Source organism: Pseudomonas sp. OST1909 (genome assembly GCF_015277575.1).
In the GTDB taxonomy this organism is placed as follows: domain Bacteria; phylum Pseudomonadota; class Gammaproteobacteria; order Pseudomonadales; family Pseudomonadaceae; genus Aquipseudomonas; species Aquipseudomonas synxantha_A.
The window spans coordinates 997,793-1,019,787 of the sequence record NZ_CP063780.1; the positions used below are offsets into that span (position 1 = coordinate 997,793).

General features: G+C 61.1%; 17 protein-coding genes. 8 read left to right on the top strand and 9 right to left on the bottom strand.

Annotated elements, in window-relative coordinates:
* Positions 1-55: 55 nt before the first annotated feature.
* Positions 56-460, bottom strand: a complete 405-nt coding sequence (locus tag IH404_RS04290; RefSeq protein ID WP_194440005.1) for a serine kinase/phosphatase — start codon at positions 458-460, stop codon at positions 56-58.
* Between the two features lie 139 nt (positions 461-599).
* Here IH404_RS04290 and can point away from each other — a divergent pair, with 139 nt between their 5' ends.
* Positions 600-1,244, top strand: a complete 645-nt coding sequence (gene can / locus IH404_RS04295; RefSeq protein WP_003188288.1) for a carbonate dehydratase — start codon at positions 600-602, stop codon at positions 1,242-1,244.
* On the opposite strand, the gene IH404_RS04300 is transcribed toward can, so the two are convergent.
* The 4 genes from IH404_RS04300 to IH404_RS04315 form a co-directional block, all read right to left on the bottom strand.
* Complete coding sequence (locus IH404_RS04300) at positions 1,241-1,756, bottom strand: hypothetical protein (RefSeq protein ID WP_005784520.1); 516 nt, start codon at positions 1,754-1,756, stop codon at positions 1,241-1,243. The genes can and IH404_RS04300 overlap by 4 nt on opposite strands.
* Before the next feature lie 137 nt (positions 1,757-1,893).
* Entirely contained in the window at positions 1,894-3,063 is a 1,170-nt protein-coding gene (locus tag IH404_RS04305; RefSeq protein WP_194440006.1) for a hypothetical protein, read from the bottom strand.
* Positions 3,064-3,182: 119 nt separating this feature from the next.
* Positions 3,183-4,883, bottom strand: a complete 1,701-nt coding sequence (acpA, locus tag IH404_RS04310) for an acid phosphatase (RefSeq protein WP_194440007.1) — start codon at positions 4,881-4,883, stop codon at positions 3,183-3,185.
* A 202-nt stretch (positions 4,884-5,085) separates the two neighbouring features.
* On the bottom strand, positions 5,086-6,504 hold the full coding sequence (locus tag IH404_RS04315; protein WP_194440008.1) for a TIGR00366 family protein: 1,419 nt from the start codon (positions 6,502-6,504) through the stop codon (positions 5,086-5,088).
* A 186-nt stretch (positions 6,505-6,690) separates the two neighbouring features.
* On the opposite strand from IH404_RS04315, the gene IH404_RS04320 reads away from it, so the two are divergent.
* A complete protein-coding gene (locus IH404_RS04320; protein WP_005784531.1) occupies positions 6,691-7,980 on the top strand; it encodes an MFS transporter in 1,290 nt (429 codons plus the stop codon).
* A 3-nt stretch (positions 7,981-7,983) separates the two neighbouring features.
* Here IH404_RS04320 and IH404_RS04325 read toward each other — a convergent pair whose 3' ends face one another.
* The gene (locus IH404_RS04325) at positions 7,984-9,354 is read right to left on the bottom strand and encodes a gluconate:H+ symporter (protein WP_122733201.1); all 1,371 of its coding nucleotides are present in this window, start codon (positions 9,352-9,354) and stop codon (positions 7,984-7,986) included.
* A gap of 217 nt (positions 9,355-9,571) precedes the next feature.
* Here IH404_RS04325 and IH404_RS04330 point away from each other — a divergent pair, with 217 nt between their 5' ends.
* From IH404_RS04330 to IH404_RS04345, 4 genes are all read left to right on the top strand, one after another.
* A complete protein-coding gene (locus IH404_RS04330) occupies positions 9,572-10,477 on the top strand; it encodes a cation diffusion facilitator family transporter (RefSeq protein WP_194440009.1) in 906 nt (301 codons plus the stop codon).
* A 109-nt stretch (positions 10,478-10,586) separates the two neighbouring features.
* Positions 10,587-11,813, top strand: a complete 1,227-nt coding sequence (locus IH404_RS04335) for a TolC family protein (protein ID WP_194440010.1) — start codon at positions 10,587-10,589, stop codon at positions 11,811-11,813.
* Positions 11,814-11,832: 19 nt separating this feature from the next.
* A complete protein-coding gene (locus tag IH404_RS04340) occupies positions 11,833-12,939 on the top strand; it encodes an efflux RND transporter periplasmic adaptor subunit (RefSeq protein WP_005784540.1) in 1,107 nt (368 codons plus the stop codon).
* A gap of 17 nt (positions 12,940-12,956) precedes the next feature.
* Entirely contained in the window at positions 12,957-16,100 is a 3,144-nt protein-coding gene (locus IH404_RS04345; RefSeq protein ID WP_194440011.1) for a CusA/CzcA family heavy metal efflux RND transporter, read from the top strand.
* Positions 16,101-16,175: 75 nt separating this feature from the next.
* On the opposite strand, the gene IH404_RS04350 is transcribed toward IH404_RS04345, so the two are convergent.
* The 3 genes from IH404_RS04350 to IH404_RS04360 form a co-directional block, all read right to left on the bottom strand.
* Positions 16,176-17,630 (bottom strand): heavy metal sensor histidine kinase, encoded by a 1,455-nt coding sequence (locus tag IH404_RS04350; RefSeq protein WP_194440012.1) that lies wholly within the window; start codon positions 17,628-17,630, stop codon positions 16,176-16,178.
* On the bottom strand, positions 17,627-18,301 hold the full coding sequence (locus IH404_RS04355) for a heavy metal response regulator transcription factor (protein WP_005784544.1): 675 nt from the start codon (positions 18,299-18,301) through the stop codon (positions 17,627-17,629). Before IH404_RS04355 ends, IH404_RS04350 begins: the two co-directional genes overlap by 4 nt.
* A gap of 335 nt (positions 18,302-18,636) precedes the next feature.
* Positions 18,637-19,956 carry an OprD family porin gene (locus IH404_RS04360; RefSeq protein WP_194440013.1) on the bottom strand — a complete coding sequence of 440 codons (1,320 nt, stop codon included), beginning with the start codon at positions 19,954-19,956 and terminating at the stop codon, positions 18,637-18,639.
* 225 nt (positions 19,957-20,181) lie between these two features.
* Between IH404_RS04360 and IH404_RS04365 the strand changes: the two genes are divergently transcribed.
* Both IH404_RS04365 and IH404_RS04370 read left to right on the top strand, forming a co-directional pair.
* Entirely contained in the window at positions 20,182-20,514 is a 333-nt protein-coding gene (locus IH404_RS04365) for a DUF2790 domain-containing protein (RefSeq protein ID WP_194440014.1), read from the top strand.
* A gap of 105 nt (positions 20,515-20,619) precedes the next feature.
* Positions 20,620-21,936, top strand: a complete 1,317-nt coding sequence (locus tag IH404_RS04370; protein WP_194440015.1) for a PAS domain-containing methyl-accepting chemotaxis protein — start codon at positions 20,620-20,622, stop codon at positions 21,934-21,936.
* The last annotated feature ends 59 nt before the right edge of the window (positions 21,937-21,995 follow it).

Here is a 21,995-nt window from a genome sequence, read left to right on the forward strand (position 1 = left end):
CCTGACACACCGCCATCGGGAGCAAGCCCCCTCCCACATGTTGAACCGCGTTTTTTCAGCGGTTACCGTCTACAGGGTCAATATCGGCCAGCTCGGCCTCATCCAGGCCATTGCCGCCGCCAATTTCGTCCTCGTCGACGATACTCAGGTCAAAATCCGCCGGGTTATCTTCACCTGCTTCCCTGGCATCCCGCGCGCCATCCTCGTGAATCAGCGTTTCCGGGCTCATATCATCATCGGTTGATTCATGATCAGCGGTCGAGGCCCCGGTCATCCCGGCCTCTCGCACCCGTTCGTCGGGCATCAGCTGCTCGCGCTCGCCACGCGGGATTTCATCGCCGATTTCCGCTGTCTGGTCCTCTTCGTCAAAATCCAGCTCGCGCATCGAACCCATGCGGTCTTCGTTGTCGTCGATCGGTTCCGGCTGGGTTGCGCCGTAGGGACGTCGTGATTCAGTCATGGCCAATCCTCATACTGTGGGGCTTATAGTGTGTGGACAGGCGCTGCGTCCTAAAGATTCAAGCTAATTAACACTCGGCGTGACCCGGACGAGGGGTTGTCAGTCACAAAACTGCGCATCATTCCTGAGGCTTTCCCTGATGAACGAACTACAAGACCTGCTTGATAACAACGAACGCTGGGCGGATGCGATCAAACAGGAAGATCCCGAATTCTTCGCCAAGCTCGCCCGCCAGCAAACCCCGGAATACCTGTGGATCGGTTGCTCCGACGCGCGGGTGCCGGCCAACGAGATCGTCGGCATGTTGCCCGGTGATCTGTTTGTGCACCGCAACGTGGCTAACGTGGTGCTGCACACCGACCTCAATTGCCTGTCGGTGATCCAGTACGCGGTGGACGTGCTCAAGGTCAAACACATCCTCGTCACCGGCCACTATGGCTGCGGCGGCGTGCGTGCGTCGATGCAGGACCGCCAGTTCGGCCTGATCGACGGCTGGTTGCGTACTATTCGCGACCTTTACTACGAAAACCGCGACGTGCTCGCCCAACTGCCGACTGAAGAAGAGCGCGTGGACCGCATGTGCGAACTCAATGTGATCCAGCAGGTGGCCAACGTAGGCCACACCAGCATTGTGCAAAACGCCTGGCACCGTGGGCAGAGCCTGTCGATCCATGGCTGCATCTACGGCATCAAGGACGGTCGCTGGAAGAGCTTGAACACCACCATCAGTGGCTTCGAGCAACTGCCGCCGCAATACCGCCTGCGTCCGTTGGGCGAAGCCTAGGGCCGTTTGTTTTCGCGCCACCAGGCCAGGCCCTGGGCGTTCAACGGCTCTTTGCTGCCGGTGATCCAGCCCCGGCAGTTCAGCTCGCCGCAATGGCAAGCGAACTGCCGGTACAGCGCGTCTTCAGTAATGGCGTAATCCAGGGTCAGCAGGCTGCCTGCGGTAATGGTGTTCAGGGTCCATAGTTCCATGTACGTGGTGTCCAGGAGCACGTTCGGCTTGCAGGAGTGACGTATCAGGCCGCAGAACCACCTATCGTACAAGTGAATACGCGGCGACAGTTGCAGCGTATGCGCCCGGCGCTCGCTCACTGCGTAGCCTGAAACCAGGGCGATGCGAACTCGACTGTCAAAGTCGATGCGAGCCTTGATGCCACCCCGCTTGCCATTAGGGTATCGCACGACCTTGAATTGTGCGGTCGAGGGGTAACCCTGTTCCACCTGCAGCGTCTCAAAGGGGTAGAGGCAGTCATTCACTGCCGTTTTAGCCTTATCCATGGCTTGAGTTTTCATCACTCTCCTGAATTGGGCTGCATGGATCTGGGGTGTTCTGACTGCCAGTCTTGCAGCAAGTGGGCGCAAGCCAAGACTCGCCGAAGTTGGAGCTGGTTTCTACTGTCAGATCTGACAGTAGAAACCGCGGGTTCGCGTTAAAGCGCGGGAGAGGTAACGGTGGGGGTCGGTGCGGCGTTTTTCAGCTGCTTCAATTGCGCCTTGATAGTTGGTGTGGCGCACTTGGTATTGGCCTGCTCCGGGGTCAGGTTGCGCACCGAAGTAAAGAACAGCTCACAGGTCTGCTCCTTGCGTGTGACCTGCCAGGTATTCAAGCAGGCTTTGAGCAACACATTCGCATCGCTGGCGGGTTTCTGGCCCATGCCCGCTTGCCAGCAGGCCGCGCTTAAATCCTGCCCCATTACTTTCAATCCGGCCTCGTCGGCCTTTTGTTCATCGCCGTCATAGCTTGCCGGGTCCGCCGCGTACCAGATGTAGCTGGGGTGGTTGGCGCCCAGCACTGACACGCTCGTGCCTGGTGTCGGGCTGATCTGGGTCAGCTCCAGCACGCCTACGCTCTGACCGTATTGTTGCTTGACCCAACTGCGCACCGGCGCGCCGAACGCCACCATCGGCAGCGAGCCGTTGGCGTGCAGGCTCAGCTCCTTGACCATGCGGGTCTGGTAGTCGGTGAAGTAGCTGTAGACGTTCTCAAGGTCCTTGCCTGCATTGGACGGGGCGGCGATGGGCGCGATATCGATGATGGTCTGGTAAGCCGGTGTCTCGCTGGCCGGGATGCCGTTGTCGGTAAGCAAGGCCGCCCAGCGGTCAGTGGTGGCCGACTCCAGGTAATCCTGGGCCTGGGTGAGCGAATAGTCCGGCGGAAAGTGCAGCAGTTCGATGCTCTTGCGGTTCTCCAGGGCCATGCCCAGCGGCAGGAACAGGTACCAGTTATAAGCCCACTTGCCATCGCTGTTGAGCCGGCTGGCACCCTGATAAGCGAGGTCGGCGGTATTGAGCAAGGTGGTCAAGGATTGGCCGTAGGTGTCCGGTACGCCGCTGAAATTCGCCCAGACCTGGCCATCGTGGGTTTTCACACTGACCCTGGCGCGGCTGTAGCCGTCACGCTGCAGGCTCTGGTTCAAGTAGTGCTCAGCGGTCTGCTCCAGTGTCCATGGCCGAAAGCAGATAACGTTGCAGTTATTGGGAAATGCGAATAACTGGGTGACGCGCTGCGTACTGCCCAGAGGCACCTCGATGTCGGCCTGTACGACCGCACTCACCAGCAGTGCGGCGAGGGTGAAGGACAGCCTGGTCGTTTTAAACATAGTTGGTTCCTTGTCAGCGACGCCCGTCTGCGCGGGATAAAAGCCCACCTGCACACAGTAGCGGCTGACCGGGAAAATCGCGTGTTAAATCGCCAGGCATGTCGTTATTGGATAAGCCTCTACGGGTGAAATTGCAAAGCGTTGGTCAGGTCGCCCATGGGCTTCTGGCCGCGAGCGATCATCGCGTCGTCACGCTGCTTGAGGCCGTCCAGAGTCTCCAATTGGAACACCCGGGTGATCAAACGCAGGATCGATGCAGTGTCGTACACCGTGTGGTCAACCGTGCCTTTGCGCGCAAACGGCGACACCACCAGGGCCGGCACCCGCGTGCCCGGACCCCAGCGGTCACCCTTGGGCGGCGCGACATGATCCCACCAGCCGCCGTTTTCATCGACGGTGATCACCACCACCATGTTTTTCCACTGCGGGCTCTCTTGCAGCACTTTCAGGGCGCGGGCGATATGGCGGTCGCCCGAGGCCACATCGGCATAACCGGCGTGCATGTTCAGGTTGCCTTGGGGTTTGTAGAAACTCACGGCCGGCAGCTTGCCGGCCTGGGCATCGGCGAAGAACTTGTTCGTGCTTGATTCATCCCCCAAGCCGCCGTCGCGCAGGCGTTTATCACGTTCCGCACGGTTTTGCGGACCCTGCTGCTTGAAGTAGTTGAACGGCTGATGGTGGTACTGGAAGTTTGGAATCTTGGGGATACCGCCTGAGTCCTTGAACTGCTCCAGAGTGGCCTGCCACGCGCCGGCATACCAGGCCCAGTCGACGTGCTTTTTCGACAGCTTGTCGCCAATGTGCTCGTGGGTTTGCGGCACCAGCACATTGGGCAGGTCAGGCTTTGAGTAATCCGGGTTTTGCGGATCGCGAATCCAGGTGGGCCAATACGGCGGGGCCAGGGTGTTTACGGCGTAACCGTCCGGGGTCAGTGCGCTGGGGCCGAACTGCGGCGGGCCGGTCATGGCGCTGGCCGGGGACGCGTCCAGCGGCTTGAGGCGCGTGTCGGTGGGGTCATCGCTTTGCAGCGTGGCGATCTGCGCCTTGGCCACCGACTGCGCGGCATTGGGATAAACCGGCGCCGTGGCGCTGATCAGGTAGTGGTGGTTAAGGAACGAGCCGCCAAATGCGCCCTGGAAAAAGTTATCGCAGAGCACAAACTCCCTGGCCACGTCCCACAGGCGCAGGGAATAACGACTTTGGGCGTAATGGCCCATCACCAGGCCCCCGGCATCGCCCCAGGCGACAAAACCGTCGTTCTTGCCGCCGTTGATCTGCATCTGGTTTTGATAGAACACGTGCCACAGGTCGCGGGTCACCAAGCTCAATGGCAGGTCTTCGGCGTTCGGGCCCTTGAGGGCAAACGGTGCGTTGGGCAGGTTTTCCTGGAATTGCACACCGCTGGGGTAGGTCACTCCGTCCACCGTTTGCGGGCCGACTTGCAACACACCGCCCCATGTGGGCGGCAGGCTGGCCAGCACACTACCGTCGCGGTCGCGCTGCCGGGTGTCAGTGGCGGATAACGCCGACAGTGGTTTTTCAAGCCCGGGGAAATCGGCAAACAGGTTGTTGAAGCTGCGGTTCTCGGCGTAGATCACCACCACGGTTTTAACCTGGTCGCTCAAGGCCTTGTCCAGCTCCTGGGGCGTGTGCGGCCGGGCTATCGGTGTGCTCGGCGCTTCGCTGGTATGGCCGCAGGCACTCAAGGTCGCGCCTACCCCCAACACCGCCGCACCGCCGAGGAAGCGCCGACGGCTGGTGTCGACCGGTGTTTTGGGGGCGCAGTCGGGGGCAGGGCGGTCGTTGTGCTCGTCACTCATTGCGGGGGAAGTCCTTGGCGAGATGTTGCAAGATGTTTCGCAGGACGGTAGCAATGGAATGTGACGGAACGAAGACAGGCTTGAGAGCGCTACAGAACAAATTGTGGGAGCGGGCTTGCTCGCGAATGCGGTGGATCAGTTAATGAATCCGTTGACTGACACTCCGCATTCGCGAGCAAGCCCGCTCCCACACCGACCGCTGTTAAGGCATCACAGGCGGCAAATATTTCAACGTCGTCCCCAGCGCCCACAACAAGAACAACACCAGCGGCGTGTGCACCAACAACTGCACAAACGAAAAACCGATCAAGTCCCGCGCCTTCAGCCCCAACACCCCCAGCAGCGGCAGCATATAGAACGGGTTGATCAAGTTCGGCAGTGCCTCGGCGGCGTTGTAGATCTGCACCGCCCAGCCCAGGTGGTATTGCAGGTCATTGGCCACTTGCATCACATAGGGCGCCTCGATAATCCACTTGCCGCCACCCGATGGGATGAAGAAACCCAGCACCGCCGAATACACGCCCATCAGCAGCGCGTAGGTGTCGTGGGAGGCGATGGAGGTGAAGAACGTCGAGATATGGTGCGCCAGGGTCTGGCCGTCACCGCCCTTGACCACCGTCATCAGCGCGGCAATCGAGCCGTACAGCGGGAACTGGATCAGCACGCCGGTGGTGGTTGGCACCGCACGGGCCACGGCATCGAGGAAGCTGCGCGGGCGCCAGTGCAGCAGGGCGCCGACCATGATGAACAGGAAGTTATAGGTGTTGAGCCCGGAGATGGCGCTGATCGCCGGCTTGGTTGAGAACTCATGGAACAGCCAGCCGGCTGCCAGCAATGCCAACAGGATTGTCAGCAACGGGCTGTGTTCCAGCCATTCCCCCGGACGCGTCGGCGGTTGCGGCTTGGGCAGGTTAAAGGCCGGGTCGACGCCGCAGGCCTTGGCATCCCGGGCACTGTTGGGGCCTGGCGCGGTGGCGTAGGCGATGATCAGCGACACCACGATCAGCGCCAGAAGCAGCACACCGGATTGCCACAGGAAGATCGTTTCGGTGAACGGGATCATCCCGGTGATCGACAGGATCGACGGCGGCAAGCTGGCCGGGTTGGCCTGCAACTGGGCGGCTGACGACGACAGCCCCAACGCCCACACGGCACCGAGGCCCAGGTATGCCGCAGCGCCGGCGGCGCGGTAGTCCATGCGCAAATCGGCACGACGGGCCAACGCCCGCACCAGCAAACCGCCGAACACCAGGGACAAGCCCCAGTTGAGCAACGATGCCACCATGGAAATCAACGCCACCCAGGCTACCGCCGAACGACCGTTCTTGGGGATGCGCGCCAAGCGGTCGATCAACTTCACTGCGGGCGGGGAGCTGGCGACTACATAACCGCCGATCACCACAAACGCCATCTGCATGGTGAACGGGATCAGGCTCCAGAACCCGTCGCCAAATGCCTTGGCCGCTTCGGCGGGCGCTGCGCCCATGCCCAAGGTCGCCACGGCGACGATAATCACCGCGAGAGCGGCAAACACCCAGGAGTCGGGAAACCAGCGCTCGGCAAAATTGGAACAACGCAGAGCAAATCGAGCGTAGCGGCTTTCTTCGATAGCATCGGCCATGAAGCTTTCCTCTTGTATTTATTATGGGGTTTGGCAGTTTTACGGCATGTTCCTCTACCCCCATTGATTTGGGAATGTAGTTATCTTCAACGATCAATGAGTAAAACAAATATATCCGTCGTGATTGCCTTCAATGGGTTCAGCTCATAACCTGCACGCCATTTTGTTTGTCTGCCGAGCCTGCACATGACTGCCACCTTTTCCCCACGGGCGCAGCGTTTTTCCCGCTCCGACTACAAAACCCTGGGCCTGGCCGCCCTCGGTGGAGCCCTGGAAATCTACGACTTCATTATTTTTGTGTTTTTCGCGCTGACCCTCAGCCAGTTGTTTTTCCCCCCGGAAATGCCTGAGTGGCTGCGCCTGTTGCAAAGCTTCGGCATCTTCGTTACTGGCTACCTCGCCCGTCCGCTGGGCGGCATCCTGATGGCGCACTTTGCCGACCACCTGGGGCGCAAGCGCGTATTCAGCTTGAGCATCCTGATGATGGCCTTGCCCTGCCTGCTGATCGGCATCATGCCGACCTACGCGCAAATCGGTTATTTCGCGCCGCTGATCCTGCTGGCACTGCGCGTGCTGCAAGGTGCTGCGGTGGGCGGCGAAGTGCCTAGCGCCTGGACCTTCGTTGCCGAGCACGCACCGCGCCACCATCGCGGCTACGCCTTGGGCTTTTTGCAAGCGGGCCTGACCTTCGGTTACCTGCTGGGCGCATTGACCGCGACCTTGCTTGCGCAAGTCTTCACCCCCACCGAAATCCTCGACTACGCCTGGCGTTTCCCGTTCCTGCTCGGCGGCGTATTCGGCGTGATTGGCGTATGGCTGCGTCGCTGGCTCAGCGAAACCCCGGTGTTCCTCCAAATGCAGGCGCGTCGCCAGGCCGCCGCCGAAATGCCATTACGCACCGTGCTGCGCGAGCATCGCGCCGTGCTGTTGCCGGCCATGATCCTGACCTGCGTACTCACCTCAGCCGTGGTGGTGCTGGTGGTCATCACCCCGACCATGATGCAGAAAACCTTCGGCATGAGCCCCAGCCACACCTTCGCTCTGAGCGCGTTGGGCATCGTCTTCCTGAATATCGGCTGCGTCCTCGCCGGCCTGCTGGTGGACCGCATCGGCGCGTGGCGCGCGGTGCTGGTCTATAGCCTGTTGCTGCCGGTAGGGATTTTTATCCTGTACGCCAGCCTGATCAGCGGCGGCGTGTGGCTGGGCGCGGCGTACGCCGTGGCAGGCTTGAGCTGCGGCGTGGTGGGCGCGGTGCCGTCGGTGATGGTCGGGCTGTTTCCGGCGCAGGTGCGGGTATCGGGCATTTCCTTCACCTACAACATTGCCTATGCGCTGTGGGCGAGTACTACGCCGCTGCTGTTGATCGCGCTGATGCCGACCAGCCCGTGGGTCTGCGTGGGGTATTGCGTGGTGATGGGGGCGGTGGGGGTGGGAAGTGTGGCGTTATTTGGCAAACGCCACACCTTGGCCGCCTGAGGGTCAGGTCAGGAAGTGCCAGAGCAACAAGGTACCCACCAACCCAACCACCGAAACAATCGTCTGCAACACGGACCACACCCATATCGTCTGCTTCAACTGCAAGCCAAAGTACTCACGCACCATCCAGAACCCGGCGTCGTTGACGTGACAAAAAAACACCGAGCCGGCGCCAATCGCGAGGGCGACCAATGAGCTTTGCGTTGCCGCCAGCCCGGCCATCATCGGCGCGAGGATACCCGCCGTCGTAGTGGTCGCTACGGTGGCCGAGCCGGTGGCTTGGCGCAGGGCCACGGCGATCAGCCAGGCCAGCAACAGGTAGGGCATGTGCGCGCCTTCGGCGACCTTGCTGATGGTCTGGCTGACGCCAGCGTCCAGCAGGGTTTGCTTGAGGCCGCCACCGGCGCCGATGGTCAGCAGCAACACGGCGATGGGCGCCAGGGCTTTGCGCAGGGTGTTACCGACGTCGGCGCGTGGCATGCCTGCGGCCCAGCCCAGGCAAATCACTGCGGCGATGACGGCCAGGCCGAGGGCGATCAGCGGTTCACCGAGAAATTTCAAGGTCAGGCCGAGGGGGCTTTCCGGCGCCAGCGCGACTTTGGCCAGCGTGCTGCCGAGCATCAGGATCACCGGCAACAGAATGATCAGCAATGACACCCCAAAGCTCGGCTGGCGCGGGGCCTTGGGCGGTGCGCTGAACAGTGCGCCGATCTCGGCGGGTTCATCCACATGCAGGCGCTTGGATAGCCAGTTGCCGTAGAGCGGCCCGGCCAGGATCACCGCCGGTACCGCCAGGCAAAAGCCCAGCAACATGGTCAGGCCCAGGTCGGCGTGCAACGCGCCCACGGCAATCAGCGGCCCCGGGTGCGGCGGCATCAGGGCGTGCAGGGTGGTCATGCCCGCCAATGCCGGGATGGCGATTTTCAGCAGCGGCTGGTTCGAACGCTTAGCCATCACAAAGATGATCGGCACCATCATCACCAGGCCCACTTCAAAGAACAGCGGCAGGCCGATCACCATGGCGACCAGCGCCATCACCCACGGCAATGACTTGCCTTTGCCCAGCCCAAGCAAGGTAGTGGCGATACGGTCGGCTGCGCCGGATTCGGCCATCAGCGCGCCGAGCATTGCGCCCAGGGCAATGATAATCCCGGCCTCACCCAGAATCGCCCCGGCGCCCTTGCTGAACGCTTTGGCCACTTCCTCTGGTGGCAGACCGGCACCCACACCGGCGATAAAGGTACCGATCAGAATCGACAGGAACGGCGGCAATTTGGTCGCGCTGATCAGCACGATGATGCTCGCGATGGCCAGCAGGACGCAGAGCATAAGGCGGGTGTCGTGAACCATCCACGCGGCAGTCGATAACTCCAAAACGGAACTCCTTATCGAGCAGGTTGGCTAATATGTTTCTTTTTGTTTCGGCTTGAAAAGCATACCTGATAGAACTGCCCCAGCGTGTCCATGAACGATTTTGGTGCGCTCAACGCTAACGACGTTCTGGCGCTCAGATGACAATTTTGCAAACCATGCCCGTGGATCTGGCCTATAGCTCTATGATCCGCTTCCTCCCAACCCACAAGGACATCCCATGAGCGCAGGACACAGCCACGCCCAAGTACGCGCCGGTCACGAACGCAAGTTATGGATCGCCCTGGGGCTGACCGGCAGCTTCATGCTGGCCGAAGTCATCGGCGCCTTTGTCACCGGCAGCCTCGCGCTGTTGTCCGATGCGGCGCACATGATGACCGACGCCCTGGCCCTGGCGATTTCCCTGGTGGCGATCCAGGTCGCCAAGCGCCCGGCAGATCGCAAGCGCACCTTCGGGTATGCGCGGTTCGAGATTCTGGCGGCCGCGTTCAATGCATTGCTGCTGTTCGCCGTGGCGTTCTACATCTTGTACGAGGCTTACCAGCGGCTGCAGGCGCCCGCCGAGATCCAGTCCACCGGCATGTTGGTGATTGCGCTGCTGGGGCTGGTCGTCAACCTGATCTCCATGCGCCTGCTCAGCGCGGCCAGCGGCGAGAGCCTTAACGTCAAGGGTGCCTATCTGGAAGTCTGGAGCGACATGCTCGGCTCCGTCGGCGTGATCATTGCCGCGCTGGTGATCATGTTCACCGGCTGGGGTTGGGTCGATTCCGTGGTCGCGGCCGCCATCGGCTTTTGGGTATTGCCGCGCACCTGGACCCTGCTCAAGGCGAGCATGAACATCCTGCTGCAAGGTGTGCCGGAGGGCGTCGATATCGAGCAGGTGGAGCAGGGCATCCGCAGCGTGCCTGGGGTCAGGGACGTGCACGACCTGCACATCTGGGCCCTCACCAGTGGCAAGAATGTGCTGAGTACGCATTTGGTCGCGGATGCGTCCCAGGGTACTGAGCAACAGATCCTCAGCCGAGTGACGGAGTTACTGCACGAGCAATTCGATATTTCCCATGCCACGATCCAGGTCGAGGGCGAGGGTTTTCAGCATGACGATCACGACGACGTGCATGCCTGAGCCTGGCTAACGGATTTGTAATCTTTCACCCACGGCCCTGATAAGTACCGACAGCTACATTGCCTCCGCTGGGACACCTCAGCGACTTCATGGGCGTGGAACTCTCGTTATGGCAATTTCCGTTAGAACACTGTTGGGGGCGGCGGCATTGGCAATGTGGATATCCGCAAACGCCGCCCAGGCACAACCCCTCACCCTCGATGCAGCGCTGCAAACCGCCTTCGCCAACAACCCGGACCTGGCGGCCGCACAATGGGAAATCGACATCGCCCAGGGCGGCCGCCAGCAGGCCGGCTTGATCCCCAACCCGGTGGCCTCCTGGGACGCCGAAGACACCCGCCGCAACAGCCGCACCACCAGCATCAAGCTCAGCCAGACCCTGGAACTGGGCGGCAAGCGCAGTGCGCGCATCGAGGTGGCCACTCGCGCCCAGGATGCCGCCGCGCTGACCCTGGAGCAGCGCCGCAACCTGTTGCGCGCCGAGGTCATCGACAGCTATTACGGCGCTCTGCGCGCTCAGGAGCGCCTCGACCTGGCGCAACGCTCAATGACGCTTGCCGAACGCGGCCTGGTGGTCGCCAACGGGCGCGTCACCGCCGGCAAGTCATCACCGGTGGAAGCCACCCGCGCCCAGGTGCAGGTATCGGAAATCCGCCTGGAACTGAACCGCGCCCAGATTGGCCTCACTGACGCCTACCGCCGCCTGGCCACCAGTACCGGCAGCGCGGCCACCGACTTCCAGGCCGTCGCCACGCCAAGCACCTCCGCGCCGGCGTTACCCGCCGCCGCGCCATTGCTGGCCCGTCTTGAGCAAACCGCCGAACTGCGCCTGGCCGAACTCAATATTGTGCAGAACGAAGCCAGCGTGGGCCTGGAAAAAGCCCAGCGCATTCCGGACCTGGATGTGTCCATCGGCAGCCAGTATGACGCCAGCGTGCGCGAGCGGGTCAACCTGGTGGGCGTGTCGATGCCGATCCCGCTGTTCAACCGCAACCAGGGCAACATCCTCGCGGCCACTCGACGCGCCGACCAGGCCCGCGACCTGCGCAACGCCGCCGAGCTGCGCCTGCGCACCGAAACCCGCCAGGCCCTGGACCTGTGGCAAACGGCGAACACCGAAGTGCGTGCGTTCAACCAACAGATCCTGCCTGCCGCACAGAGCGCGGTCGACAGCGCCACCCGTGGCTTCGAGATGGGCAAGTTCAACTTTCTCGATGTGCTCGACGCCCAGCGTACCTTGATCGCGGCCCGCACCCAGTACCTCGCGGCGACGGCCCAGGCCACCGATGCCTGGGTGCGTATCGAACGAATTTACGGCGACCTCGCCCGGTTTTGATTTTTCCTGGAGTCCCCTGATGAACAAAAAACATGGCATGGCGCTCGCCGTCGCCTTGGGCCTGCTGCTATCGGGCTTGGCCCACGCCGAGGAAGAAGAAGGCAAACTTGAACTCACCGAGCAGCAGATCCAGGCCGCCGGTATTCAACTGGCCCAGGCTCAGCCGCGCTCGATTAGCACGGTGCTGACGCTGCCCGGCGAGGTGCGTTTTGATGAAGACCGTACCTCCCACATCGTGCCCCGTGCTGCGGGTGTGGTGGAAGCGGTGAACGTCAATCTGGGCCAGTCGGTAAAAAAAGGCGAGCTGTTGGCGGTGATCGCCAGCCAGCAGATTTCCGACCAGCGCAGTGAGTTGGCGGCCAGCCAGCGCCGGGTCGAACTGGCGCGTACCACCTTTGAGCGCGAGCGCCAGTTGTGGCAGGACAAAATTTCCGCCGAGCAGGATTACCTGCTGGCGCGGCAAACCCTGCAAGAGGCCGAAATCGCCCTGAACAATGCGCGGCAGAAGATGACCGCCCTCAGCGGCAGCGCAGTTCTGGCCGGTGGCAATCGCTATGAACTGCGGGCGCCGTTCGCCGGGGTGGTGGTGGAAAAACACTTGGGCGTGGGCGAGGTGGTCAGTGAAACCAGCAACGCGTTCACGCTCTCGGACCTGTCTCAAGTGTGGGTCACCTTCGGTGTCTTTCCCAAGGACTTGAACAAGGTCCGTGTAGGCAAACCCGTAAAAGTCAGCTCGACGGAAATGGGCACCGAAGTGCTGGGCACCGTGGCGTATGTCGGCAACTTGCTCGGCGAGCAAACGCGCACCGCCACCGTGCGTGTGACGGTGCCCAACCCCGACGACGCCTGGCGTCCTGGTTTATTCGTGGCCGTGCAGGTCGCCACCGATACCTACCAGGCCAAGGTCACCGTGCCGCAAGCTGCGATCCAGACCGTCGAGGACAAACCCTCGGTGTTCGTACGCACCGCAGACGGCTTTATCACCCGTCATCTTGAACTGGGCGTCAGTGAAAACGGCTACGTCGAAGTGCGTCAGGGCCTGGAGGCCGGTGCGCAAGTGGCGACGGCTGGCAGCTTCATCCTCAAGTCCGAACTGGGCAAAGGCTCGGCCGAACACGCCCATTGATCTGCGAGTGACTCCCCATGTTTGAGCGCCTTATCCAATTCGCCATCGAGCAGCGCATCATCGTGTTGCTGGCGGTACTGTTGATGGCCGGTGTCGGCATCGCCAGCTACCAGAAATTGCCCATCGACGCGGTACCTGACATCACTAACGTGCAGGTGCAGATCAACTCGGCGGCCGCCGGTTTTTCGCCGCTGGAAACCGAGCAGCGCATCACCTTTCCCATCGAAACCGCCATGGCCGGTCTGCCCGGCTTGCAGCAGACGCGTTCGCTGTCGCGTTCCGGTTTGTCCCAGGTCACGGTGATTTTCAAGGACGGCACCGACCTGTTCTTTGCCCGCCAACTGGTCAACGAGCGCCTGCAAGTGGCCCGAGGACAATTGCCCGATGGCATCGAAACCGCGATGGGGCCGATTTCCACCGGGCTCGGGGAAATTTTCCTGTGGACCGTGGAAGCTGAGGACGGTGCGCGCAAAGAGGACGGTACGCCTTACACCCCCACCGATTTGCGGGTGATCCAGGACTGGATCATCAAACCGCAGTTGCGCAACGTGCCGGGCGTGGCCGAGATCAATACCATTGGCGGCTTCGCCAAGGAATATCAGATCGCACCGGACCCCAAGCGCCTGGCGGCCTATAACCTGACGCTCAACGATCTGGTGACCGCGCTGGAGCGCAACAACGCCAACGTTGGTGCCGGTTATATCGAGCGCAGCGGCGAGCAGTTGTTGATCCGCGCGCCGGGGCAAGTGGCGTCTATCGATGACATCGCCAACATTGTCATCACCACCTCGGACGGCACGCCGATCCGCGTGCGCAATGTGGCTCAGGTCGACATTGGCCGCGAGCTGCGCACCGGCGCCGCCACCGAAAACGGCCGTGAAGTCGTGCTGGGCACCGTGTTCATGTTGATCGGTGAGAACAGCCGCAGCGTGTCCCAGGCAGTGGCGAAAAAACTTGAGGAGATCAACCGCTCGCTGCCCGAAGGCGTGGTGGCGGTCACCGTCTACGACCGCACCAACCTGGTGGAAAAAGCCATCGCCACCGTGAAGAAGAACCTCTTCGAAGGTGCGTTGCTGGTGGTGGCGGTGTTGTTCCTGTTCCTGGGCAATATCCGTGCGGCGCTGATCACGGCGATGGTGATTCCGCTGGCGATGCTGTTCACCTTCACCGGCATGTTCACCAACAAAGTCAGCGCCAACCTGATGAGCCTCGGTGCGCTGGACTTCGGCATTATCGTCGACGGCGCGGTGGTGATCGTCGAGAACGCCATCCGCCGTCTGGCCCATGCTCAGCAGCGTCACGGCCGCCTGCTGACCCGCAGTGAGCGCCTGCACGAAGTGTTCGCCGCGGCCAAGGAAGCGCGACGGGCGCTGATCTTCGGACAGTTGATCATCATGGTGGTGTACCTGCCGATCTTTGCCCTCACCGGCGTGGCCGGGAAGATGTTCCACCCGATGGCGTTCACGGTGGTGATTGCCTTGCTCGGCGCGATGATTCTGTCGGTGACCTTCGTACCGGCGGCGATTGCGTTGTTCGTCACCGGCAAGGTCAAGGAAGAAGAAAACTTCGTCATGCGCAGCGCACGCCGGGTGTATGACCCGGTGCTCAATTGGGTGATGACGCGCCGGTCCTTGGTATTTGGCCTGGCGCTGCTGACCATCGTCCTATCGGGCCTGGTCGCCAGCCGTATGGGCAGCGAATTTATCCCCAGCCTCAGCGAGGGCGACTTCGCCCAGCAGGCGCTGCGTGTACCCGGCACCAGCCTGACGCAATCGGTGCAGATGCAGCAGCAACTGGAAAAAACCTTACTGGCCCAAGTGCCGGAAATCGAGCGGGTATTTGCACGCACCGGTACGGCGGAAATCGCCTCCGACCCGATGCCGCCGAATATTTCCGACAGCTACGTGATGCTTAAACCCAAGGACCAATGGCCAGACCCGAAGAAGTCCCGCGAGGCCCTCATTGCCGACATCCAACGCGCCAGCGCGATTGTGCCGGGCAGCGTGTACGAGTTGTCGCAGCCGATCCAGCTGCGCTTCAACGAACTGATTTCCGGGGTGCGCAGCGATGTGGCGGTGAAGGTGTTTGGCGATGACATGGCGGTACTCAACAGCACTGCCGGGGAAATCGCCGAGACCCTGCAGAAGCTCAACGGCGCCTCGGAAGTGAAGGTGGAACAGACCTCCGGCCTGCCGGTGCTGACCATCAATATCGACCGCGACAAGGCTGCGCGTTTTGGCCTGAATGTGGGGGATGTGCAGGACACCATAGCCGTCGCTGTCGGTGGGCGACAGGCCGGTACGTTGTACGAAGGTGATCGGCGTTTCGACATGGTGGTGCGCTTGTCCGACGCGCTGCGCACGGATATCGAAGGCTTGTCACGGCTGTTGATTCCGGTGCCGGCGCTGGCCGGTAGTACATCGGGGCAACTGGGCTTTATCGCCTTGTCCCAGGTCGCCAGCCTCGACCTGGTGCTGGGGCCCAACCAGATCAGCCGCGAGAACGGCAAGCGCCTGGTGATCGTCAGCGCCAACGTGCGGGGGCGCGATATTGGCTCGTTTGTCGAGGAGGCCGAAGCCGCCATCACCACCCAGGTGAAAGTCCCTGCCGGCTACTGGACCACCTGGGGCGGCCAATTTGAGCAGTTGAAAGAAGCCTCCGAGCGCCTGCGTATCGTGGTGCCGGTGGCGTTGCTGCTGGTGTTCGGCCTGCTGTTCATGATGTTCAACAACCTCAGGGACGGCCTGCTGGTGTTCACCGGGATTCCCTTCGCGCTGACTGGTGGAATCATGGCGTTGTGGCTGCGGGATATTCCGCTATCGATTTCGGCAGGGGTGGGCTTTATCGCGTTGTCGGGTGTGGCGGTGCTTAACGGCCTGGTGATGATCGCCTTCATCCGCAACCTGCGTGAAGAAGGCCGCTCGTTATCGGTGGCGATCCACGAAGGCGCGCTGACCCGCCTGCGCCCGGTGTTGATGACCGCGCTGGTGGCGTCTTTGGGGTTTATCCCCATGGCGCTTGCCACCGGTACCGGCGCCGAAGTACAGCGCCCGTTGGCGACGGTGGTGATTGGCGGGATTATTTCTTCGACTTTGCTGACATTGCTGGTGCTGCCGGCGTTGTACCAGTGGGCCCATCGCCGTGAAGAAGAGGCCGAATAACAATCTTGAATGCACCACACAACCAATGTGGGGGGGGGCGGTGCGACGATTCGACTTGCTCCCGATAGCGGCAGGTCAGTTGATACATGTGTTGACTGACACACTGCCATCGGGGGCGAGCCCCCTCCCACATGAGATCTCTGTTGTTTGCAAAGGAAACACCAGGCTAAACCGTGTGAAACGCCCCGGCTGGCTGGTGACATGAGCATGCCCCTGATGCAAATGCATGATCGATTTCACAATGGCCAACCCCAGCCCGTTGCCGCCTTCGGCGCGGGTACGGCTGCTGTCGGCGCGGTAGAAACGTTCGAACAGGTACGGCAGGTGGTGCGCGTCGATGCCTCGACCGGGGTTGCCCACCGACAGCGACACGCTCTGGCAGTAGGTTTCCACCAACAGCAGGATGCTCGAACCTTCAGGCGTATGGCGTATGGCATTGGAGAGCAAATTGGAAATCGCCCGCTGGATCATCAGGCGATCCCCCGTTACCCAGGCATCGCCGCGCAGGCTCAGGGTGACTTGCTTGTCTTCGGCACTCAGGGCAAACAGCTCCATCACTCGCTCGGCCTCTTGCCCCAGGGATACGTCGGTGAATGACGCCCGCGCCGCCGGATGGCTGACCTGGGCCAGGAACAGCATGTCGCTGACGATACGAGCCAGGCGTTCGAGCTCTTCGGTGTTGGATTCCAGCACCGCCTTGTATTCCTGCGGCGGGCGCTCACGCGAGAGGGTCAACTGGGCCTTGCCCATGAGGTTGGTCAAGGGCGCGCGCAGTTCGTGGGCCAGGTCATCGGAGAATTGCGACAGTTGCTGCACCCCGGCATCCAGGCGGTCGAGCATCACGTTGATGCCTTGGGCCAGTTCACCCAGTTCGTGGGGCAAGTTGTCCACCGACAAGCGATGGGTGAGGTCCTGGGTCGTGACTTTCGCCGCCACCTGGCTGAACTGCTTCAACGGCGCCAGGCCACGTTGCACCAGCCACCAGGCGCCCATGCCGATCAATATCAACAGCAGCGGCAGCGCAATCAGCGTGGCGCGCAGGTAGGCACTGAGCAATGCCTGGTCGTCCATGCGGTCCAGGGACAGCAATACTCGCACACGTTCACCGTTGGCCAGGCGCATCAGGCTGGAGGCGCTGAGTATTTGGTTGCCGTAGCTGTCGACCCAATTGAGATAGCCAATGGTTTCCCGTGGCTTGAAGTCGGTGAGCAGTGGTTCCTGGGGCTTGCTGCCGACGTTCAGCAGCACGCTGTTATCGGGCGCGGTACCGACGATTGTCAGGTGGAAATTGTCGTGGCCCATCACCAGGTCCATCAGCGAATGTGGGCGGCCGCGAATACCATGGACGTCCAGGCCCAGGGCGAGGCTGTGCTGGATCTGTTCCATCTTGCTTTCCAGGTTCTTGCGCGCCAGTTTTTCAAGCTCATGGGTGAGGGCCAGGTAGGCGAGGGTCGCCAGCAGCAACACCAGGCCCGCGCCCATCAGGCTGACGGTCAAACCCAGGCGCATCGACAGGCTGCCGGTTTTCATGGGCGCGCCTCCAGCACGTAGCCGACGCCGCGAATGGTGTGGATCAGCTTGACCTCGCTCTGGTCGTCGACCTTGGCGCGCAGGCGGCTGATGGAGACTTCCACCACATTGGTGTCGCAGTCGAAATTCATGTCCCACACCAGCGAAATAATCTGCGTGCGGGTCAGCACTTCACCGCTCTGGCGCATCAGCACCTGCAGCAGGGCGAATTCCTTGGTGGTCAAGTCGATGCGCCGAGTGCCGCGATAGGCGCGGTGGCGACGCGGGTCCAGTTCCAGGTCCGAGACGCGGAACACTTCCGGCTGGGGGATGTGTTCGCTGCGCCGCAACAGGGTGCGCACCCGCGCCAGCAGCTCGGGGAACTCGAACGGCTTGACCAGGTAATCGTCGGCGCCCATGTCCAGGCCCTTGATCTTGTCCGCCAGCCTGCCGCGGGCCGTGAGCATCATCACCCGCTGGTTGCCATTGCGGCGCAGTTGTTCCAGCACTTGCCAGCCATCCTTGCCCGGCAGGTTGACGTCCAGAATCACCAACTCGTAGGCATGCTGCTCGGCCAGGTGCAGGCCATCAATGCCATTGGCGGCGCAGTCGGCCACGTAGCCGCTTTCGTTCAAACCCTGTCGCAAATAGTCAGCGGTTTTTTGCTCGTCCTCAATCACAAGGATACGCATGGGGGTTACCTCTTGAATGATGGAGAGAAGGCGCCCATGTCCTTATGGCGGCTGTTATCAAAGTGGGAAAAGTCTGAAGGCTGAAGTAACTCTAGGGTCAACTGCGACCGTCGGTCGCACCGCGCCGCAGGCAAAAAAAACGCCCCAAGCGGGGCGTTAAAAATTCATCTCTTTCCAAAGGAGCTACACAAAAGCTTCAGAGATGAACGTGCTCGGTAAATAAGTTGGCGCGAGTATAGAAAGTTGAACTTAACGAGAAGCTGAGGCCAATATTACAATTTTGATAACCGGCTATTTGTGAACAGATGTTAGTTAATCGCGAGCGAATGTAAGTGTCACAAAACGGCCAGTGGATATTCGGCAATCAAGCGAACTTCTTCCAGATCGGACTCAAAGGCACTTGAGCGCACGGTGGCCTGGCGCAAGCGCAGGGACAAATCCTTGAAACGCCCACTTTGCACCACGTACTTGGCCTCGATATCCCGTTCCCAACGGCGTTGATCGGTCAGCGGGTTACCCGCCGCATCGCGACGCATATACACGGTGTTGGCATTGCTGTAGTCGGCGCCGGTGCCCTTGCCGTAGCGGGTCATGAACGACAGGCCCGGGATGCCGAACGCCTGCATGTCCAGGTCGTAGCGCACCATCCATGAGCGCTCCTTGGGCGAATTGAAGTCGCTGTACTGGATCGAGTTGTTGAGGAAGATCGAATCAGACTGGCGCAGGTAGTCGAAGTCATCGTCCCCATTGTTGCGCTGGTGCGACACGGCCACGCTATGGGCGCCGACCTTGACCCCAAGCCTGGCGCTCCAGATGTTGTTGTCGAATTCGCCGAGTCGTTTGCGGCCTTCGTCCACGGCCTTGTAGTAGTTGAAATCGCCGAACAGTGACACGTCGTCGGTCAGCGCATAGTTGGCATTGCTGCCCAGGTAGTACTGATCCCAGGCGTCCTTCAAGCGGCTGCTGTAGAGGCTCAAGCCAAGGTGGCTGTTGAGTTGGTAGTCTCCGCCGAAGTAGGCGATCCAAGGCGAGTCGACCTTGCCCGCATAGAACGTCGCAAAGCCTTTGTTCATCCCGCTTTCATTGGGCTGGCTCATGCCGCTCAAGCGTCCGCCTTGCAGGCTCAGACCTTCCAGGCTGGTGTTTTGCACGGTGAAACCGCGAAAGCTTTGGGGCAATACCCGTGAATCGCCGTACGCCACAGCGGGCGTCAGCGGGAATACGTCGCCGGCCTTGATTACTGTATCCAATACCCGCAGTTTCGCCGCGCCGCCGAGTTTGCTGTAGCGGTTTTCGGGCTGATTGGCGCTGTCCACTGGCAACACACCGAACGAGCCCTTGCCGCCACTGCGGCCTGCACCGGAGTCGAGCTTGAGCCCCAGCATGGCAAACGCGTCCAGGCCAAACCCCACGGTGCCTTGGGTAAAGCCGGATTCGAACCGGCTGATCAGCCCCTGCGCCCAGGCTTCGGAATAGCCGTTACCGGTGGGGCTGGATTGGCCCTTGCGATCGTCGCGATTGAAGTAAAAATTGCGCGCCAGTACGTTCAGGCTGCTGCCTTCGATAAAACCGTCGGGCTTTTCCTGCCCTGCCGCCACGGCCAGGGGCAACGCGGCCATCAGTGAAAAGGGAAGGGTGTAGTGACGAATATTCATGATGCGCTCCTCGGTGATGGCAGTTATCGGCTTCTTATAGAGGCAGGCGTTCTTATTGATCTGGCCCAGGCTGATAGTTGCAAACGGCGTATAACAGGCGCATTGCGTGAAGATTACGATTCTGGAAACTAACGGCCATCTAACAAATACGTAATGTTCTGGTGAACCTGGTGTCAGGGTTGGTTGGTTAGTCTCGACACTTAACTTTTAGTCGAGGACTTGGTCATGAACTTCTATACAGTGGGTTTGGGTGTATTAACGGTGGTCTTGTCGTTCGGTGCACTGGCCGAAGGCGGAGGGGATCGCACCTTTGCCCTGATGATGGAGCGCAACGAGAAAGCCATGGCCGCTTACGCGATCAAAAAAGGCAAGGCAGTACCCCAGGTGCAGACCTATCGCTACGGCATGGACCTGGATATCGCCAAGGTGGTCAACGTGACGCCGCCGATCCGCTCGTGCAACGCCGTGCCGTCGCGCATGACCTATGAAGACTCCAGCGGCAAGCTCAATACCCTGGAATATCAAGTGATGGGTGTGTGCCGATTCAATGGGGGCTGATGGCGCTGAAAATATAGTTCGACTTGGGCTGCAAGCTCTCTTTAGAAAATTGCGCCAGCGCCGATGCAGATTAGGACGCCCACCCCATTTGCCTAATGGTGCCCCATGTTCAATACCCGCCTGAAGCAGGAGCTGACCGCTCTGCGCGAAGAATTGTCGAGCTTGCTACAGGTGAAAGAGAGCCTGGAAAGCGAAATGCTCGTCCTGACGCTGGACGCCGAAGGCCGGGTGGAGTGGGCGAATGCCAACTTCCTGCAGGAACTGGCTTATTCATTGAGTGAGATTGTGGGGCGTGCAATCGAAGACCTGGTACCGGCCCATGTGCGCCAGGATGAGTTTCAGTTGCGCTTCAAGCACGCCCTGGCCCGCGGCGAACACTTCGCCGGCGCCGTGCGCCTTATGCGTGGCAATGGCAAGGAAGCGTGGTTGCGCTCGATCGTGCAGCCGGTGCGCAGTTCGCAGGGGCATATCAAGCATTTTTCGATGTTCTCCAGCGACCTCACCCGCACCATCGAGAGTTCGCGTGAGCATGAAAACCTGATCACCGCGCTGATGCGTTCCACCGCGTTGATCGAGTTCGACCTGGACGGAAACGTGCTCACCGCCAATGACCGCTTCCTCAGCAGCATGGGGTACAGCCTGGCGCAGATCCAGGGTAAACATCACCGTATGTTCTGCGAACCGCAGGAATACAACAGCGCCGAGTACCAGCAGTTCTGGAAGCGCTTGAACGCCGGAGAGTTCGTGGCGGCGCGCTTCAAGCGCGTGGACAGCCACGGTCGCCTGGTGTGGTTGGAAGCCACCTATAACCCTGTGCTGGACGCCAACGAACGGCTGTACAAAGTGGTCAAGTTCGCCACGGTGATCACCGAGCAGGTCAACCGCGAGCAGGCGGTGGCCGACGCCGCCAACATTGCCTACAGCACCTCCTTGCAAACCGACGACAGCGCCCAGCGCGGCACCACCGTGGTCACCCAGGCGGTGGACGTGATGCGCGACCTGGCCCAGCACATGCAACAGGCCGGCGAAGGTATCGAGGCGCTGAACGCTCAGTCCCAGGTGATCGGCAGCATCGTCAAGACCATCAGTGGCATTGCCGAGCAGACCAACCTGCTGGCGCTCAACGCCGCCATCGAAGCCGCGCGTGCCGGTGAGCAGGGGCGTGGCTTTGCGGTGGTGGCCGATGAAGTGCGGCAACTGGCTTCACGCACCAGCAAAGCCACCGAGGAAATCGTCGGCGTAGTGCGCCAGAACCAGGACATGGCCCGCGATGCGGTTGCGCTGATGGCCGACGGTCGCCTGCAAGCCGAGCAAGGCCTGGCCCTGGCGGCCGAGGCGGGTACGGTGATTGTGGAAATTCAGGACGGTGCGCAAAAAGTGGTGAGTGCGGTCGGGCAGTTCGCCAATCAGTTGTCGAGCTAAAGAGCACGTTCGGACACCAAACTCGATTTTGGCGACAACAGAACCCAAATGTGGGAGCT

Bases quoted from the DNA above. Each gene is read 5' to 3' on its own strand.
- IH404_RS04340 (WP_005784540.1), top strand. From the start codon at position 11,833: ATGAACAAAAAACATGGCATGGCGCTCGCCGTCGCCTTGGGCCTGCTG.
- IH404_RS04320 (WP_005784531.1), top strand. From the start codon at position 6,691: ATGACTGCCACCTTTTCCCCACGGGCGCAGCGTTTTTCCCGCTCCGAC.
- IH404_RS04365 (WP_194440014.1), top strand. From the start codon at position 20,182: ATGAACTTCTATACAGTGGGTTTGGGTGTATTAACGGTGGTCTTGTCG.
- IH404_RS04315 (WP_194440008.1), bottom strand. From the start codon at position 6,504: ATGGCCGATGCTATCGAAGAAAGCCGCTACGCTCGATTTGCTCTGCGT.
- IH404_RS04290 (WP_194440005.1), bottom strand. From the start codon at position 460: ATGACTGAATCACGACGTCCCTACGGCGCAACCCAGCCGGAACCGATC.
- acpA (WP_194440007.1), bottom strand. From the start codon at position 4,883: ATGAGTGACGAGCACAACGACCGCCCTGCCCCCGACTGCGCCCCCAAA.
- IH404_RS04350 (WP_194440012.1), bottom strand. From the start codon at position 17,630: ATGAAAACCGGCAGCCTGTCGATGCGCCTGGGTTTGACCGTCAGCCTG.
- IH404_RS04360 (WP_194440013.1), bottom strand. From the start codon at position 19,956: ATGAATATTCGTCACTACACCCTTCCCTTTTCACTGATGGCCGCGTTG.
- IH404_RS04355 (WP_005784544.1), bottom strand. From the start codon at position 18,301: ATGCGTATCCTTGTGATTGAGGACGAGCAAAAAACCGCTGACTATTTG.
- can (WP_003188288.1), top strand. From the start codon at position 600: ATGAACGAACTACAAGACCTGCTTGATAACAACGAACGCTGGGCGGAT.
- IH404_RS04335 (WP_194440010.1), top strand. From the start codon at position 10,587: ATGGCAATTTCCGTTAGAACACTGTTGGGGGCGGCGGCATTGGCAATG.
- IH404_RS04370 (WP_194440015.1), top strand. From the start codon at position 20,620: ATGTTCAATACCCGCCTGAAGCAGGAGCTGACCGCTCTGCGCGAAGAA.
- IH404_RS04300 (WP_005784520.1), bottom strand. From the start codon at position 1,756: ATGAAAACTCAAGCCATGGATAAGGCTAAAACGGCAGTGAATGACTGC.
- IH404_RS04330 (WP_194440009.1), top strand. From the start codon at position 9,572: ATGAGCGCAGGACACAGCCACGCCCAAGTACGCGCCGGTCACGAACGC.
- IH404_RS04345 (WP_194440011.1), top strand. From the start codon at position 12,957: ATGTTTGAGCGCCTTATCCAATTCGCCATCGAGCAGCGCATCATCGTG.
- IH404_RS04305 (WP_194440006.1), bottom strand. From the start codon at position 3,063: ATGTTTAAAACGACCAGGCTGTCCTTCACCCTCGCCGCACTGCTGGTG.